The 15,994-nt window shown below is 67.7% G+C and carries 16 protein-coding genes; 6 read left to right on the top strand and 10 right to left on the bottom strand.

Features of this window, described 5'->3' with window-relative positions:
* The first annotated feature begins 54 nt into the window (after window positions 1-54).
* Window positions 55-1,722: a vWA domain-containing protein gene (locus ACK4IU_RS17195; RefSeq protein ID WP_409737590.1), complete on the top strand. Its 1,668-nt coding sequence runs from the start codon at window positions 55-57 to the stop codon at window positions 1,720-1,722.
* Between the two features lie 44 nt (window positions 1,723-1,766).
* Here ACK4IU_RS17195 and ACK4IU_RS17190 read toward each other — a convergent pair whose 3' ends face one another.
* The 8 genes from ACK4IU_RS17190 to ACK4IU_RS17155 form a co-directional block, all read right to left on the bottom strand.
* Window positions 1,767-2,444: a DUF4167 domain-containing protein gene (locus ACK4IU_RS17190; protein ID WP_409737587.1), complete on the bottom strand. Its 678-nt coding sequence runs from the start codon at window positions 2,442-2,444 to the stop codon at window positions 1,767-1,769.
* 181 nt (window positions 2,445-2,625) lie between these two features.
* Window positions 2,626-3,483 carry a peptide chain release factor N(5)-glutamine methyltransferase gene (gene prmC / locus ACK4IU_RS17185; RefSeq protein ID WP_409737584.1) on the bottom strand — a complete coding sequence of 286 codons (858 nt, stop codon included), beginning with the start codon at window positions 3,481-3,483 and terminating at the stop codon, window positions 2,626-2,628.
* Entirely contained in the window at window positions 3,480-4,535 is a 1,056-nt protein-coding gene (gene prfA / locus ACK4IU_RS17180) for a peptide chain release factor 1 (RefSeq protein WP_409737581.1), read from the bottom strand. The genes prmC and prfA overlap by 4 nt, the downstream gene beginning before the upstream one ends.
* A 52-nt stretch (window positions 4,536-4,587) precedes the next feature.
* Window positions 4,588-5,451: a hypothetical protein gene (locus tag ACK4IU_RS17175; protein ID WP_409737579.1), complete on the bottom strand. Its 864-nt coding sequence runs from the start codon at window positions 5,449-5,451 to the stop codon at window positions 4,588-4,590.
* Between the two features lie 85 nt (window positions 5,452-5,536).
* Window positions 5,537-5,977 (bottom strand): DUF1499 domain-containing protein, encoded by a 441-nt coding sequence (locus ACK4IU_RS17170; RefSeq protein WP_409737576.1) that lies wholly within the window; start codon window positions 5,975-5,977, stop codon window positions 5,537-5,539.
* Between the two features lie 9 nt (window positions 5,978-5,986).
* Window positions 5,987-6,952, bottom strand: a complete 966-nt coding sequence (gene speB, locus ACK4IU_RS17165; protein ID WP_409737573.1) for an agmatinase — start codon at window positions 6,950-6,952, stop codon at window positions 5,987-5,989.
* Between the two features lie 185 nt (window positions 6,953-7,137).
* On the bottom strand, window positions 7,138-8,544 hold the full coding sequence (locus ACK4IU_RS17160; protein WP_409737570.1) for an aminotransferase: 1,407 nt from the start codon (window positions 8,542-8,544) through the stop codon (window positions 7,138-7,140).
* Between the two features lie 260 nt (window positions 8,545-8,804).
* On the bottom strand, window positions 8,805-9,227 hold the full coding sequence (locus tag ACK4IU_RS17155) for a DUF6636 domain-containing protein (RefSeq protein ID WP_409737567.1): 423 nt from the start codon (window positions 9,225-9,227) through the stop codon (window positions 8,805-8,807).
* Window positions 9,228-9,295: 68 nt separating this feature from the next.
* Between ACK4IU_RS17155 and ACK4IU_RS17150 the strand changes: the two genes are divergently transcribed.
* Complete coding sequence (locus ACK4IU_RS17150; RefSeq protein ID WP_409737564.1) at window positions 9,296-9,685, top strand: hypothetical protein; 390 nt, start codon at window positions 9,296-9,298, stop codon at window positions 9,683-9,685.
* On the opposite strand, the gene ACK4IU_RS17145 is transcribed toward ACK4IU_RS17150, so the two are convergent.
* Window positions 9,670-10,833 carry a M20 aminoacylase family protein gene (locus tag ACK4IU_RS17145; protein ID WP_409737561.1) on the bottom strand — a complete coding sequence of 388 codons (1,164 nt, stop codon included), beginning with the start codon at window positions 10,831-10,833 and terminating at the stop codon, window positions 9,670-9,672. The genes ACK4IU_RS17150 and ACK4IU_RS17145 overlap by 16 nt on opposite strands.
* 171 nt (window positions 10,834-11,004) lie before the next feature.
* Between ACK4IU_RS17145 and ACK4IU_RS17140 the strand changes: the two genes are divergently transcribed.
* The 4 genes from ACK4IU_RS17140 to ACK4IU_RS17125 all read left to right on the top strand — a co-directional run bounded on the left by ACK4IU_RS17140 (window position 11,005) and on the right by ACK4IU_RS17125 (window position 15,178).
* Window positions 11,005-11,730 carry an outer membrane protein gene (locus tag ACK4IU_RS17140; RefSeq protein WP_409737558.1) on the top strand — a complete coding sequence of 242 codons (726 nt, stop codon included), beginning with the start codon at window positions 11,005-11,007 and terminating at the stop codon, window positions 11,728-11,730.
* An 85-nt stretch (window positions 11,731-11,815) separates the two neighbouring features.
* Complete coding sequence (gene mazG / locus ACK4IU_RS17135) at window positions 11,816-12,625, top strand: nucleoside triphosphate pyrophosphohydrolase (RefSeq protein WP_409737555.1); 810 nt, start codon at window positions 11,816-11,818, stop codon at window positions 12,623-12,625.
* Between the two features lie 96 nt (window positions 12,626-12,721).
* Window positions 12,722-13,720 (top strand): Fe(3+) ABC transporter substrate-binding protein, encoded by a 999-nt coding sequence (locus ACK4IU_RS17130; protein WP_149586920.1) that lies wholly within the window; start codon window positions 12,722-12,724, stop codon window positions 13,718-13,720.
* A 357-nt stretch (window positions 13,721-14,077) separates the two neighbouring features.
* On the top strand, window positions 14,078-15,178 hold the full coding sequence (locus ACK4IU_RS17125; RefSeq protein ID WP_409737552.1) for a sterol desaturase family protein: 1,101 nt from the start codon (window positions 14,078-14,080) through the stop codon (window positions 15,176-15,178).
* A 40-nt stretch (window positions 15,179-15,218) separates the two neighbouring features.
* Here ACK4IU_RS17125 and ACK4IU_RS17120 read toward each other — a convergent pair.
* Window positions 15,219-15,994: WD40/YVTN/BNR-like repeat-containing protein (locus ACK4IU_RS17120; RefSeq protein WP_409737549.1), on the bottom strand; the 776-nt coding region annotated here is incomplete at its 5' end.

Raw genomic sequence — 15,994 nt, 5'->3', positions numbered from 1 at the left:
GGCGGTCCGCTGACCTAGGCTTCCGCCGATTTCATCACCTGCCGGAGCCCATTCATGCCCCTTGCCCGCCTGGTCCGACTGCTGGCCCTTGCCGCCCCCTTCCTCGCCACCCCCGCCCTGGCCCAGGACCGCTCGATCATCGTGCTGGACGCCTCGGGCTCCATGTGGGGCCAGATCGACGGCCGGCCCAAGCTGGAAATCGCGCGCGAGGCGCTGGGGGCGGTCCTGTCCGAGATGCCGCCCGAGGCGGAGCTTGGCCTGATGGCCTATGGCCACCGCGAGAAAGGCTCCTGCGAGGACATCGAACTGATCGTCCCCCCCGGCCCAGGCACCGCGCAGGCGATCGCCGATGCCGCCAATGCCATGAAATTCCTTGGCAAGACCCCGCTTACCGAATCCGTCCGCCGCGCCGCGGCCGAGTTGCGCTCGACCGAGGCGAAGGCGACCGTCATCCTGATTACCGACGGGATCGAGACCTGCGAGGCCGACCCCTGCGCTCTGGGGGCGGAACTCGAAGCCTCGGGCGTCGATTTCACTGCCCATGTTGTGGGCTTCGGCCTGACCGCCGAGGAAGGCGCGACCGTCGCCTGCCTGGCGGAGAACACCGGCGGGCGCTACATCGAGGCCAGGGATGCCGGCAGCCTGGTCGAGGCGCTGAAGACCACGGTCGCGGTCGCCGAACCCGAGCCGCAGCCCGCGCCGGAACCGCCCCCGCCGCCAGCCGCCCTGGCCGAGAACGTCGATCCGGTGCTCCATCTCGTCGAGGGCGGCCCCGAACCTGACGAAAAGCTCGCAAGCGATGCCTTTTTCGACTTCTTCGCCATCGCGCCCGACGGGACCGTGGCGACCGAAGCGGCGGCAACGATCTATGGCCGCTCGAAGGGTGCCCTGCCTGCCGGGCGCTATCAGATGCGCACGACGCTGCACGAGGTCGTCGTGACACAGGAGGTGGAGATCGGCCCGGCCAGCGACCTGTCGCAACCCGTCGCGGTGTTGGACGCGGGCATCCTGAACCTGACCCTGCGCCCCGCGCCGGGTGCCGACCCCGACCCGGACACCTACTGGGAAATCCGGGGGCCGGAGGATGTGTCCGACTACGGCTACCAGCGCGCCTTCCGCGTCTTTCCGGCCGGAGAATACGGGCTGAACGCCCGGCTCGGCCCGGCCGAGATCAGCCAGTCGGTGGTGATCGAAGCAGGCAAGACCACCGACCTCGACCTGGTGATCGGCGTCGGTCTCGCCGCCGTGGAGGCGACCTATGCCGAGGGGATGAAGGTCGAGGGCGGCGATCATTTCGTCGAGATCCTCGAGGCTAAGAAGGCGATCGACGGCAGCCGCAAGTCCATGGGCTACGGCTATGGCGCGGGGCTGACCTTCGACCTGCCGGCCGGCGATTACGTCGCCGCGGTGCGGCTGGGCGCGGCCGAGGCCGAGGTGCCGTTCTCGGTCAAGGTTGGCGAGCGGACCGACATCATCGTGCCGCTGAACGCGGGCGTCGCGGCCTTCACCTCACCGGGCGACGAGTTCATCGAGGTCCTCGCGGGCAAGGCCGACATCAACGGCAACCGCGCCTCGCTGACCTATGGCTACGGCCCGGCCTTCCAGACCACCCTGCCGGCGGGGGACTACCTGGTGGTCATCAGCAAGGGCGACAAGCGGGCAGAAACGCCCCTTGCGGTCAAGGCGGGCGAGCGGACCGAACTGGCGCTGACCCTGCCGTAGGCGCAAAGGAAAAGGCCGCCTCGCGGGCGGCCTTCGGTTCCGGTCTATTCCGCGGCTTCCTGCGGCGGCTCGCCGTCAGGCTTGCTCTCGCCTCTGGGCTTGCGCGGGCCGCGCGGCCGCCGCGCGGGACGGTCCTCCGGGGCCCTTGTCTCCGGGGCCCTTGTCTCGGCAACGGCAGGCTCGGCCGCACCGCGCAGGTCCGCGGCGGATTCCGGTGTCTCGATCAGCCCGGTCTCGTCGGCCGTGCCGAGGTCGATCACCTCGGCGATCACCGGCTGCTCCTCGGAACCGAGGTCGCGCTCGGCCCGGTAGTCGCGGTTGAAGTCGCGCCGTTCGCCCCGGTCGGGTCGATCATTGCGATCCTGGCGCTCGGGACGGTCGCCGCGCGGCTGGTTCTGATGGCCGCCCCCGTTCCCGTTCTGCTGTCCGCCGTTCTGCTGATACTGCTGCTGGCGCGCCTCCTGTTCGGCGGCCATTTCCTTCATCGCTTCGGCCAGCATCCGGGTGTAGTGCTCGGCGTGCTGCAGGAAGTTCTCGGCCGCCACCCGGTCATTCGACAACTGCGCGTCGCGGGCCAGCATCTGGTATTTCTCGATGATCTGCTGCGGTGTGCCGCGGACCTTGCCCTCGGGACCCGAGCTGTCGAAGACGCGATTGACGATGTTGCCGAGGCTGCGCGGGCGGTTCTGGTTGGAACGCGAGCGTTTCTTGGAGGAGCGCATCTTGTCCTTTTGATGGCTTTGGCCCGCGACCGCCGCCCGCCACGGGCAGCCTGAATGAAGTCAGCAAGGCCGGCATTGTGCTGGGGGCAGGTATGAACCCGCCCGAAGCTGGCATCCAGTAATCACAGGTCCCGGCGGCTGACAAGCGCAAATTGTGCGACAGCTTCGTTTTGTGGCTGGATCAGGCGCAACCGCACCTGTCCGCCGCGCCGCCTGCCGTCGCCGCGACCACCCGGTCACGACCGTCCAGGTCGGGCAGGATCCGGATGTCCTCTAGCCCCGCAGCCGCGAACAGCGCTGCCACCGCCTGCCCCTGGGTCGGCCCGATCTCGACCAGAATCCGCCCCCCCGGCATCAGCCGCGCCTCCGCCCCGCGCGCGATGGCGCGGTAGGCCCCCAGCCCGTCGCCGCCCGGCGTGAGGGCCGCCGCCGGCTCCCAGTCGCGCACCTCCGGGGCCAGGGACGGCATTTCATCGGCCGCGATGTAGGGCGGGTTCGACACGATCAGGTCAAAGGCACCCGACACGCCCGAAAACCAGTTCGAGACCTCGAACCGGGCGCGGTCGGCCAGCCCTAGGTTGCGTGAATTCTGTCTGGCAACCCCAAGAGCGGCCTGGGAAATATCGACACCAAGCCCCCGTGCCACGGGCATCCCCCTCAGGCAGGACAAGAGGATGCAGCCCGTCCCGGTGCCAAGATCGAGAACCTTCGCGAAGGGCCTCGACAAGGCCTCGGCGACCAGGGTCTCGGTCTCGGGGCGCGGGTCCAGCGTGTCGCGTGTCACCTTGAACGGCAGCCCCCAGAAAAGCCGGGTGCCGGTGATCTGCGCCACCGGCTGGCGCGAGATCCGCGCGACGATCGCCGCCTCGTATGCCCTCGCCTGCGGCGCGGTCATCTCCTCGGGAAGGTGCAGCGTCAGCCGGTCGGGGGCGATCCCCAGCGCATGGGCAAGTAGGAGCCGCGCATCGCGGGCGGCCCCGTCAATCCCCGCCGCCGCCAGCCGCGGCACCGCCAGCCGCAGCGCCTCGGCGCCTGTCACGCCTCCATCTCCGCCAGACGTTCGGCCTGGTCATGGGCCACCAGCGCGTCGATCACCTCGGTCAGGTCGCCCGCCATGATCTGCGGCAGGGCGTAGAGCGTCAGGTTGATCCGGTGGTCGGTCATCCGGCCTTGCGGGAAGTTGTAGGTGCGGATCCGTTCGCTGCGGTCGCCCGAGCCCACCTGGGCCTTCCGGTCGGCCGAGCGTTCGGCACGCAGCCGTTCGCGTTCCGCCTCATAAAGCCGCGAGCGCAGAACCTGCATCGCGATCTCGCGGTTACGGTGCTGCGACTTTTCCGACGAGGTCACGACGATCCCGGTCGGGATATGGGTGATCCGCACCGCCGAGTCGGTGGTGTTCACATGCTGCCCGCCCGCGCCCGAAGACCGCATCGTGTCGATGCGGATGTCGCTGGCGGGGATGTCGATGTCCACCTCTTCCGCTTCGGGCAGGACGGCGACGGTCGCGGCCGAGGTGTGGATGCGCCCGCCGGCCTCGGTTTCCGGGACGCGCTGCACGCGGTGGACTCCGGATTCATATTTCAGCCGGGCAAAGACCCCCTCGCCCGAGACCAGCGCCACCAGTTCCTTCAGCCCGCCGAGGTCGCTGGCCTGTTCCTCCAGCACCTCCCAGCGCCAGCCCATGCGTTCGGCATAGCGCTGATACATCCGCGCAAGGTCGGCCGCGAACAGCGCCGCCTCCTCGCCGCCGGTGCCGGGGCGGATCTCTATGATCGCCGGTCGGGCATCGGCCGCATCCTTCGGCAGCAGCGCCAGCCGCAGCGCCTGCTCCATCTCGGGGATGCGCGCCTTGAGTCGGGGGAGCTCCTCCTCGGCCAGCGCCTTCATCTCGGGGTCGGCCAGCATCGCCTCGGCCTCGGCCAGATCGTCCAGCGCCTGACGATAGGCGCGGATGTCGGCGACCACCGGTTTCAGATCGGTGTATTCGCGGCTGATCCGGGCGATCTCGGCCGGAGGGGCGCCCGCGTTCAGCTGCGCTTCGAGAAACTCGAAACGCTCGACGATCTGGGCGAGTTTGTCCAAGGGAACCATGCGCGCGGTTTGGCGCGGAAGCCCGGGGCGGTCAAGGGGTGGCGGGCGGTGGTCAGCCCGGAGCGCGGCCGTAATGCTCGATGATCCGGCGCCGCAGCCCGCCAAGCGCGCGGTCGGTCCAGAACAGCCGCCGCCCCTTGCGGTCGGCGACCATGGCGCCTTCGGGCAGCGCCGCCAGATCTTCGCCCTTCAGCCGGACCCCCGGAAAGGTCACCGCGATCAGCCCCGCGCGGCGGCGGCGGATCCAGGGCAGACTTGCGCGCAGATGCACCAGCCAGCGCCAGGGCTGCATGTATTCGGTGGGAAACTTCACCACCAGTCGCTGGGGCACCGCCCGCATCACCGGCTGCGCCACCCAGGAGATGAAGCGTTCGTCGGCCCGCAGCGGTTTGAAGCTGCGTGCATCGGGCCGGCTGGAAAGTTCGCGGAACCGCGCGGCGATAAAACCCGTGTGCGCCGGATGATAGACGACGATCGAGGAATTGCCCCGGGCATAGCGCCGCTGCCCGGTCACGCGGTAGAGCCAGCGGGCAAAGGCCCCGAAAGGCAGGATCGCGCTTTGCAGCATGGCCACCGTCTGCGGTGTCTCCATCACGTCCAGCAGCCGCGAGAGGTCTCCCAGCACCATCGTGTCGAGATCGAGATAGATTGCCGGCAGGTCGTCGGGCACCACGCCCGGCTCGAACAGGCACAGCTTCGCCTGGCAGCCAGAGCCACGGAACTCGGGCGCGAGGAACCAGTCGGGGATCGGGCGCAGCTCCACGCCGGGGTCCAGCCCTTCGCGTGGGCGGTCCGACAAGAGGACGAACCGCGCCGGCCCCTGCGACTGGGCGCGGATCGAGGCGACCAGACGGTTGATCTCGGCCACCGGGTAGCGGTCACCCCAGGCGATCAGAACGCATTGCCAGCTTGTCATCGCAACCTGTCGAAAGGACCGGGACACGGCAGCAGGGCAGCCCCGCGCCGGACTCCCTTGGCATGGCCGCGCCGCCTCTGCAAGCTCAGCCCGAGCCTTCGGCGGCCAGCAGCGCCGCCTGCCAGTCTTCCAGCCGCTTCGCGTTCACCCCCCAGTCATAGGATCCGAATCGCTGGCGGGCAAAGAGGCAGAGGCCCCGGTCGGGCAGGATCTGCGCAGTGGTGAAATCGGGAAAACCGACAAGCCGCGACCGCGTCATCCAGGTGACATGGCCTTCGCCCACCGATCCGGCAATCTGTTCCGTCCGCGGCGTGGCGCGCGCGATGACTTCCAGCCGCGCCAGCGTCCCGGCCGGATCGCCCGCCTGTTGGTCCGGCGCCAGACAGACAAACACCCCCCCGTCCGGCGAAAAGCCCGGCGCCCCCAGGTCCGCATGCCAGCGGGCAGGATCGACGGGCGCAAGACGGACCCAGGCCGCCCCCGCAACCAGGGCTGCCAGGGCGAGAAGAACAATCCAGCCGGTCATCCGCATCGCCTACCTCTGAGTCCTTGCCCAGTGGTAGAGGCAGATCAGCTCGTAGGCCACATGCGCCCCCGCGATCGCCGTCGCGCCGGTCGTGTCGAAGGGTGGCGAGACCTCGACCACGTCGCCGCCGACCAGGTTGATCCCGGCCAGGTCGCGCAGCATCGCCGCCGTCTGCCAACTGGCCAGCCCGCCCCAGACCGGCGTCCCGGTGCCCGGCGCGAAGGCCGGATCCAGCGCGTCGATGTCGAAGGTCAGGTAGGTGGGCTTGTCCCCCACGATGTCCTTCACCGTGGCGACCACCCGCTCCACCCCCCATTCGTGCGCCTCGCGCGCGGTGATGACGTTGACGCCCAGGTAGTCCTCGGTCGTCGTGCGGATCCCGACCTGGACCGAACGTTCCGGGTCCACCGCGCCCGCCTTCACCGCCTTGTAAAGCATGGTGCCATGGTCGATCCGCGTCGGATTGTCGTCGGGCCAGAGGTCGGAATGGGCGTCGAAGTGGATCACGCCGAGGGGGCCGAACCTTTCCGCATAGGCCTTCAGGATCGGCCAGGTGATGTAATGGTCGCCCCCCAGCGTGACCGTCCCCGCCCCGGCCTTCAGGATGGTGCGGATGTGGTTGGTCAGCGTTTCGGGAAACTCCGGCACATTGGCATAGTCGAAGGCCACATCGCCGTAGTCGATGATGGCCATCTCTTCCAGGGGGTTCGTCCCCCAGCCGGGCGGCGGGTCGTAGGGCATCAGGCAGGATGCCTCGCGGATCGCGCGGGGGCCGAAGCGGGTGCCGGAACGGTGGCTGACCGCCTGGTCGAAGGGCACGCCGGTGATGGCGAGGTCCACCCCGGTCAGGTCCTTCGTGTAGGTCCGGCGCAGGAAGGAAGTCGCGCCGCCGAAGGCGTTTTCAAAGGCATAACCCCGCTGCGTGGGGCGGGTGAACGCAGTATCGACCTGCGTCTTGGCGTCTTCCAGGGCCATGGTGATCGTCTCGGGTCTTGCAGCGCAGTCGTTCAGCGGAGACGCGCGGATCCGGTAAGGGCAGGAAACCCCTGCCCTGCCGTCAAGTCAAGCACCTCGACCGGGCGGTCCGGCGATTTCTTCGAAGAAATCGCACCGGAGCCTTCAAAGGCTCCGGTCCGGAGTTTTGGAAAACTCCGGCGCGCTCAGCCCAGCCGGAAGCCCTCGCGCACCAGTTCGTCCGTGACCTGGCGGATGGCGCGTTCCAGCGTCTCGGCGACGAAGTCGATCTGGGTCTCGGAGATGACGAGGGGCGGTGACATCACGTTCAGATGCCCCATCGGTCGCACCAGAAGGCCCATCGCCTCGGCCGCGTTCGAGATGCGCTTCGACTCGTTCGCCGCCTCGGGCAGCACCGCCTTGGTCGCCTTGTCGGCCACGCTTTCCACGCACAGCATCAGCCGCCGCCCGCGCACGTCGCCGATCAGCGGCAGGTCGGCCAGCGCCGCCATCCGCGCCTCGAAATAGCGGCCCACCTTGTCCGCCTGCGCCATCAGGCCCTCGCGTTCCATGATCTCGATGTTCTTCAGCCCGGCGGCGCAGGACACCGGATGGCCGGAATAGGTGAACCCCGCTGTGAACCAGCGGCTGCCGTCCGCCGCCATGGCGTCCCACATCCGGTCGCTGACAATCAGCGCGCCCAGGGGCACATAGCCCGAGGTCAGCCCCTTGGCCGTGCAGATCATGTCGGGCTGCACGCCGAAGACCTCCCACGACGCGAACCAATGGCCAAGCCGCCCGAAGGAGGTAACCACCTCGTCGGCGATGAACAGGATGTCGTGACGCCGGCAGATGTCCCACATCCGCTTGAGATACCCGTCGGGCGGCACGATCACGCCACCCGAGGCCTGGATCGGTTCGGCGATGAAGCCGCCGATCCGGTCAGCCCCGACCCGGTCGATCAGCGCCTCGAACTCGGCCACCAGCCAGTCGCAGAACTCCGCCTCTGTCATGCCCTCGGGCCGGCGGTAGGGGTTCGGGACCGAAAGGTGATGGATCCCGTCCTCCTTGTAGCGGAATTCCGGCACCCGGTCGCCCGGCCGCTTGCCCACCGACTGCGCGAGGTAGGTGGAGCCGTGATAGCTGTAGTCCCGCGCGACGATGTCGGTCTTGCCGGGGCGCCCCATGCAGGTCTGGTAATAGGCCACCGCCCGCACCGCCGTATCGACCGCGGTCGAGCCGCCCGTGGTGAACATCACCCGGTTCAGATCCCCCGGTGCCAGCTCGGCCAGCTTCGCCGCCAGCCGGGCCGAAGGGTCGTTCGTCACATCGACGAAGGTATTGGTGAAGGCCAGCCGCTCGGCCTGCTCGGCGATGGCCTGCGCCATTTCCTTCCGCCCCAGCCCGATGTTGGTGCACCACAGCCCCCCCACCGCGTCCAGATAGCGCCGCCCGTCCGCATCCCACAGGTAACAGCCCTCGCCCCGCGTGATGACCAGCGAGCCCTCTCGCTCGAACGGTCCGAAATTCGTCCAGGGATGCAGAACGTGGGCCCGGTCCATTTCCCAGAGATCGTGCGGGGTGGGCCGTGCCAGGGCCAGGTGGGCGGTCATGTCGGGGATCCTTTCCAGTGAATGATACGAATGGATAACAGCCCGAGCCTAGCACTTTGATCAAAATCCGGCCAGTCCCCGCGCCGACCCAAAGGTTGGGGTGGGGCAACATATGGTGTCTAAAGGTTGATCTGGCCCCATTAGGACCATCGGCCGGGCGCTGGACCCGCGGCCCGGCGATTCGCGCACCTGCCTTTCGCGAATTACCCCGGAAAGGCTGGCGGAGGCATCCCTCTGCCGGAGCGCAGAGCCTCAGACGATCAGAACACCTTCTGTTTCGCCTTCGAGATGGTGAACCCGTGCCCTTCGGCATTGGTGCAGGTCATTCCGGTCCGCGCCGAGACGCACGAGATCCCGCCGAGGCTGACCGCCTCGCCATAGGGAAGCACTCCGTTCGAAGGGTCGCCCACCGCGTCCGAGACGCAGGCCAGATAACCCTTGCCGCGATCGTCCACTGCGAAGGAAGAACCCCAGTCGAACTCGCAATCCGCCGGGGCCCGCGTGTAGCTAGGGGTCAATTGTGTCAGGTCGCAGCGCACCGAGGCGCCGCCCGACCAGCGATAAAGCCCGCACTGGATGTTACCCGTCGGCGACTGGAAGCCGAGATAGTCCTCGGCCCGGGCCGGGGCTGCTAGGGTCGCGGCGGAAAGCACGCACGCGGCGAAAAGGCTGGACAGCTTCACGGCAATCTTCCTTCCTGTGACTTGCGGGCCGGCTGCGGCCCCTGCGAATGTCCCCAGAAGGCGCCGGGATGAGCCCTTTCGTCAAGCCCGCTCTGACCTATGTGCTGCCGGTCTTCCCGCTGGCCTTCTGCCTTGGCGCGTTGCGCGTGACGCTGGTCGAGCCGCGCATCGGCCCGCTGGCCGCCGTCGCGCTGGAGGTGCCGGTCGTCCTCGCCCTCTCCTGGCTGGTCGCCGGAGCCGTCCTGAGCCGCTGGCCGCAGGACCTGAGCAGCAGGCTCGCCATGGGCGCGCTGGCCTTCCTGGTGCTGATGGCCCTGGAACTGGCAACCGCGCTGGCCTTCGGCCAGTCCGCCGCCAGCTTCCTTGCCGCGATGGCCACCCCGGCCGGGCTCCTCGGCCTTGCGGGACAGGTAGGATTCGGCCTGATCCCGGCGCTCCGGCCTCAGCCTAGAGGCTGAGCCCGTTCGACCAGCCGGGCGAAGAAGCTCGCCCCGATGGGCGCCGCCTCATCGTTGAAGTCATAGGCCGGATGGTGCAGCCCCGCCCCCGGGCCGGTGCCGAGGAACAGATAGGCCCCCGGCCGCGCCTCCAGCATGTAGCTGAAATCCTCGGACCCCATCTCGCGCCCCGCCCGCGCATCGACCGCATCCGCGCCCGAGACCTCGCGCGCCACCTCGGCGGCGAAATCCGCCTCGGCCTCGTGGTTGATCGTGGCCGGATAGCCCCAGTCATAGTCGATCTGGGCCGTCACCCCATAGGCGGCCGCATGGCCCTCGACGATCTCGAAGAACCGCTTCTTCAGCAGCGCCCGCACGTCCGGCTTGAAGCAGCGGATCGTGGCGGCGAACATGCCGTCCTCGGGGATGATGTTCGAGGCCGAGCCGGTGTGGATCATCGTGACCGAGATCACCGCCTCGTCCAGCGCATAGACGTTGCGCGGAATGATCGTCTGCACCGCCTGCACCATGCCGACGATGGCCACCACCGGATCGACGCATTCGTGCGGCGTGGCGCCATGCCCGCCCCGCCCCGTGACCTTGACCACGGCCGTATCGACGCTGGCCATCAGGGGGCCGGGCGTGGTCTGGAAATGGCCGAAGGGAATGTTCGGCGCGTTGTGGATGCCATAGACCTGCCCGATCCCGAACCGGTCCATGATGCCCTCCTGCACCATGACCTGCCCGCCGCCGCCGTCCTCTTCCGCCGGCTGGAAGATCAGCGCCACGGTCCCGGCGAAGTTCCGCGTCTCGGCCAGATACTTCGCCGCGCCCAAGAGCATCGTCACATGCCCGTCATGGCCGCAGGCATGCATCTTGCCCTTCTCGACGCTCGCGTAGGGCGCTCCGGTGAGTTCCTCGATCGGCAGCGCGTCCATGTCGGCCCGCAGCCCGATCACCGGCCCGGGCGCCCTGCCCCGGATCAGTGCCACGATCCCCGTCTGGGCGATCCCCTCGTGGATCTCGTCCACCCCGATCTCGCGCAGCCGCTCTGCGATCCAGGCGGCGGTCGCATGACACTCGAACCCCAGTTCGGGGTGCTGGTGCAGATGGCGGCGCCACGCCTTCATGTCCTCGGCATAAGCGGCAATGCGGTTCAGAACGGGCATGATGTCGGATCCTTCGGGGTCTGCGGCGATCTTTGATCAAATCCGAAAACCGGCCGGACCGCAATGCACCTTCCCGCGACACATGGGATCGGATGGATATGGACAGCCCTACCCTGGCGCCCCATTTGGCGCCCACGCCGCCCGGGGCGCCCCCTGTTGCAAAGCAGCAACATGTCAGCGACGGGCGAATCGGGCGATCCGGTTTCCATCATCGACATGCGAAAGCGATGGTATGCTGAATCATCAATTCATCAGCGAGGAGAGCAGACAACGAAGAAGCTTGCGCTGGCAGCAACCATCGCGACCCTCGGAACGCCGATCTTCGCCGGTGGCCCTACCATTGTGGCCGCGGATCCGATGCCCGCCGCGGCACCCGCGCCAGCGGCCACGCATGACTGGTCCGGCCCATATGCCGGATTGAGCTATGGTCGCACTTCCGCCGACATCACCTTCAACACGTCGGGCTTCTTCGACTTCGAGAACGGGAACACTGCCGGTATTTACGGCGGCTATCTGTTCCAGCGCGGTTCACTCGTCTATGGCGGTGAGCTTGCGTATGGCAAGGTCTCCGACACCTTTGTTCCCGGCTTTGGTGGAGATGACGAGATCGATCGCGCCCTGGACCTGAAGGCCCGTGTCGGCTTCGCGGCGAACCGTGCACTTTTCTACGGTGTCCTCGGATACTCGCAGTTTCAGTATGTCGAGCCTCCGACCCGCGAGTTCAAACTGGACGGCATGGCCTATGGCCTCGGCGCCGAACTGGCTCTGGGATCCAGATTCGTCCTCGGGCTCGAGTATCTGTCCCGAGATGGCTCGGGCGCGGCGAACGACGATCCGACCGTCACGGGCGATGCCAAGCTGAATACTCTGTCCCTTCGTGTCGGCCTGTCCTTCTGATCCCGATCCTCCGTCTATCCGGGCGTGACTCCGCCTGCGAAATCCCTAGACTGCGCCCGGACATCGTTCCGGGCGCAGGCATTTCGTGACCACCGACACCCTTCCCCCTTCCGGCATCGACCGCCTCCTCGCCATCATGGCCCGCCTGCGTGACCCCGCCACGGGCTGCCCCTGGGACATCGAACAGACCTTCGCCACCATCGCCCCCTACACGCTGGAAGAGGCCCACGAGGTCGCCGATGCCATCGAGCGCCAGGCCTGGGACGAGCTGCGCGGCGAACTGGGCGACCTCCTGTTCCAGGTGGTCTATCACGCGCAGATGGCCGCCGAGGCCGGGCACTTCACCTTCGCTGACGTGGTGGCCGCGATCTCGGACAAGATGATCGCCCGCCACCCGCATGTCTTCGGAACCGAAAGCCGCGACAAGACCGCCGAACAGCAGACCCGCGACTGGGAGGCGCAGAAGGCCCGCGAACGGGGGCAGGCCCGCACGCTGGACGGCATCGCCGCCGCGCTCCCCGCGCTCACCCGCGCGTTGAAACTCCAGAACCGCGCCGCCCGTGTCGGCTTCGACTGGCCCTCGACCGCCGAGGTGCTGGACAAGCTGGTCGAGGAGGCCCGCGAGGTGGTCGAGGCCCGCGACACCCTTTCCCACGACGCCCTGACCGAGGAAATCGGCGATCTGCTCTTCGTCATGGCCAACCTCGCGCGTCACCTGAAGGTGGACCCCGAGGCCGCGCTCCGCGCCGCCAACTCCAAGTTCACCCGCCGCTTCGCCCGGATCGAGGACTGGCTGGCCGAAACCGGCCGCAGCCCCTCCGACAGCGATCTGGCCGAGATGGACGCGCTGTGGAACCGGGCCAAGGCCGAGGACAAGGCGCGGCGCGGCACCTGACTGCGCCGAGAAATGCCGACAAAATCACTCAGCCTCTTGACCCAAGTAAAAGAGTCGGATTTAACCGCCGCCATAAACCGACAAAAGGACTCAACCATGTTCCGCCTTTCCACCCTTGCGCTTCTGGCCTGCTCCACCCCCCTTCTGGCACAAGAGGTCAACGTCTATTCCCATCGCCAGCCGGAACTGATCCAGCCGCTCGTGGATGCCTTCACCGCCGAGACCGGGATCGCGGTCAACGTGGCCTTCGTGGACAAGGGCATGGCCGAGCGGCTCCAGGCCGAGGGCGACCGCTCGCCCGCCGACCTCGTGCTGACGGTGGACATCGCCCGCCTGATCCAGATCGTCGAGGCCGGCGTGACCCAGCCGGTGCAGTCCGAGGTGCTGGAGGCCAACATCCCCGAAGCCCTGCGCGATCCGAACGATCACTGGTTCGGCCTGACCGCCCGTGCCCGCATCGTCTATGCCGCGAAGGACCGCGTGGACCCGGCCGAGATCACCACCTACGAGGACCTCGCCTCCGAGAAATGGAAGGGCCGGATCTGCTCGCGCTCGGGCCTGAACGACTACAACATCGCGCTGCTGGGCGCCTACATCGTCCATCACGGCGAGGAGGCGGCGACGAAATGGGCCGAGGGGCTGAAGGCCAACCTCGCCCGCAAGCCTGATGGCGGCGACCGCGACCAGGTCAAGGCCATTGCAGCCGGCGAATGCGACATCGCCATCGGCAATACCTACTACATCGGCCAGATGCTCGCCGACCCCGAACAGCGCGCGGCGGCCGAGGCGGTGAACGTCACCTTCCCGACCTTCGAGAACGGCGGGGCGCACCTGAACATCTCGGGCGTCGCGATGACGAAATCGGCGCCGAACAAGGAGAACGCGCTGAAATTCATGGAATGGCTCTCGGGCGACGAGGCGCAGCGGATCTATGCCGAAACCAACAACGAATACCCGGTGAAACCCGGCGTGGCGCGGTCGGCGGTGGTCGCCTCGTGGGGCGAATTCACCGCGGACCCGACGCCCTTGGCCGAGATCGCCAAGGCCCGCGCGGCGGCCCTGAAGATCATGGAGACGGTGAACTTCGACGGTTGAGCGCGCGCTGGCGCTCCTCGGCAGGCCTGCGCGGCCGGAGGGGGGCGCTTGCCGGTCCGGTGCGGACCGGCACTTTGGAGGCCGACCCGGCAGGTTTGCGCGCGCAGACGGCCTCGATCGGTCGCGGCACGCCGCAGTCCGGTTGGCAGCCGTGGTCCGCGATGTCGAACCACCCTGCCGCCGACAGGGGTGGATCCGCCGTCGCCGTTCCGCCCAGGCGGCAGCAATGTGTTGCCTTCGGGTCCCTGCGGGGCGCTTTTCCGTTGCCTGTCAGCCCCCGCCGCAGCATCCCCGCTTGTCCAGAACACTGCACAATCGTAACCTCGATCTGTCGTTCAAGAGGGACACCCCCGCAAGATGGATACAGACATCCTTTCCGGCTACGCTGTCGAGGACATCCTTCCCAGCTATGTCATCAGCTTCCTGGTAAACTTGCGGCACACGATCTTCTCGCCGCTTTTTGTGGACAGCCGGATCTACTATGTCTACGTCCTCTCAAGCCTGGCCTTCGCATATGTGGTCTACCGCAGGCTGCGCAAGGCGGGCTCGGACGAGGCGGAAAGCTTCCGCAGCTTCCTGTTTCCCAAGCGGATCTGGAGCCATCCTTCCGCCTGGCTGGACCTGCGCTACTACTTCTTTCACCACATCACGGGCTTCTTCGTGGCCACCTTCATCGGCTCGATGGCGGCCGGTTCCGTCGTGGCCATGATCGTTGGCCTCGACGCGGTTTCCGCCTCGTCGCAGGTCCGGACGCTGACCGGCTGGGAAGGCTTCGGCATCACCATGGCCTTCATGATCGTCGGCCTCGTCGTGGCCGACTTCACGGCCTTCTACATGCACTATCTCCAGCACAAGATCCCGGTCCTGTGGCAGTTCCACAAGGTCCACCACAGCGCCGAGGTGATGCATCCGATCTCGAATTTCCGGGAACATCCGATCGACAACTTCGCCTATTCGCTGACCATCGGCATCACCTACGGGCTGCTGGTCGCGCTGACTGCGAAATGGCTGGGCTATGTGCCCGACATGATCTGGCTCCTCGGTGCGCCGGTGTTCATGTTCCTGTTCAACTTCATGGGCTACAACCTGCGCCATTCGCACGTCTGGCTGCGCTGGCCGGGTCGCTGGTCGATGGTCTTCCCCTCGCCCGCGCATCACCAGGTCCACCACAGCTGCCACCCGGACCATCTGGACAAGAACTTCGCCTTCATCCTGCCGTTCTGGGACGTGCTGTTCGGCACCTATGTGATGCCCGAGGACAATCGCGACGTGAAGTTCGGCGTTACCGAGAAGGATCGCGGCGGCGAGCTGAACAGTTGTCTGCGGCTTTATTTCCTGCCGTTCCGCGATGCGTGGCGGGTGCTGAAGCGCCCGAAGGCCGCCGCACCTGCGACAGCCGAGCCCGTCCCGGGAAACCCGGCCGCCACCTTCACGGATGAGGCTTCGCAGAAGGCCTGACACCCGGGACCAGTCGTTCCGGTCGATCGCACCGCCCCGATCAGGCCATGAATTCCACCGACAGGACCGTCGGGAGATGCCGCGCCACCTCGTCCCAGCTTTCCCCCTCATCGCGTGACAGGTAAACCGACCCCGAGTTCGTCCCGAAGGCCACCCCTCCCTCCGTCGAGGCCATCCCCTGCCGCAGGACGGTGAAGAAGCAGTCCCGCTCGGGCAGCCCCTGCCCCTTGCCGGCCCAGGTCTCGCCGCCGTCCTCGGTCTTCCAGACCAGCGCCTTCGCCCCAACCGGATACCGGCCCTGGCTGTCGCCATTCAGCGGGAAGACCCAGAAGGTCCCCGGCTTCGCCGGATGCGCGGCCACCGGAAACCCGAAGGTCGAGGGCAGCCCCTCGGTCACCTCCTCCCACACCTGCCCGCCGTCGCGGGACCGATAGACCCCCTGGTGGTTCTGCATGTAGATCAGCCCCTCGGCCGCCCCGAAGGCGAGGTTGTGGACGCAGGAAAAGATCTCGTCCTCGCGCCGGAACTCGACCCCGTCGCCCCAGTCACGCGGCAAGGCCCCCGCCGGCCCCGCCCGGTTCCCCCGCCGGTTCCGCATCGCCCAGGACTGGCCCCCGTCCCGGCTCTCGAACACCCCCGCGGCCGAGATGCCCACCCAGATCCCGCCCTTCTGATCGGAAAGGATCGTGTGCATGGTCAGCCCCGCCGCCCCCGGCATCCACTGGTCCGCCCCCGGCTGATCCGTCAGCGCCTCCAGCCGGGCCCAGGTCGCGCCCCTGTCGCGGCTCTCGAACAGATAGGCCGGCTTCGACCCCG

The organism is Tabrizicola flagellatus, from assembly GCF_046295235.1.
Taxonomy (GTDB): domain Bacteria; phylum Pseudomonadota; class Alphaproteobacteria; order Rhodobacterales; family Rhodobacteraceae; genus Tabrizicola; species Tabrizicola flagellata_A.
This window is presented reverse-complemented; position numbering and strand designations above follow the sequence as displayed.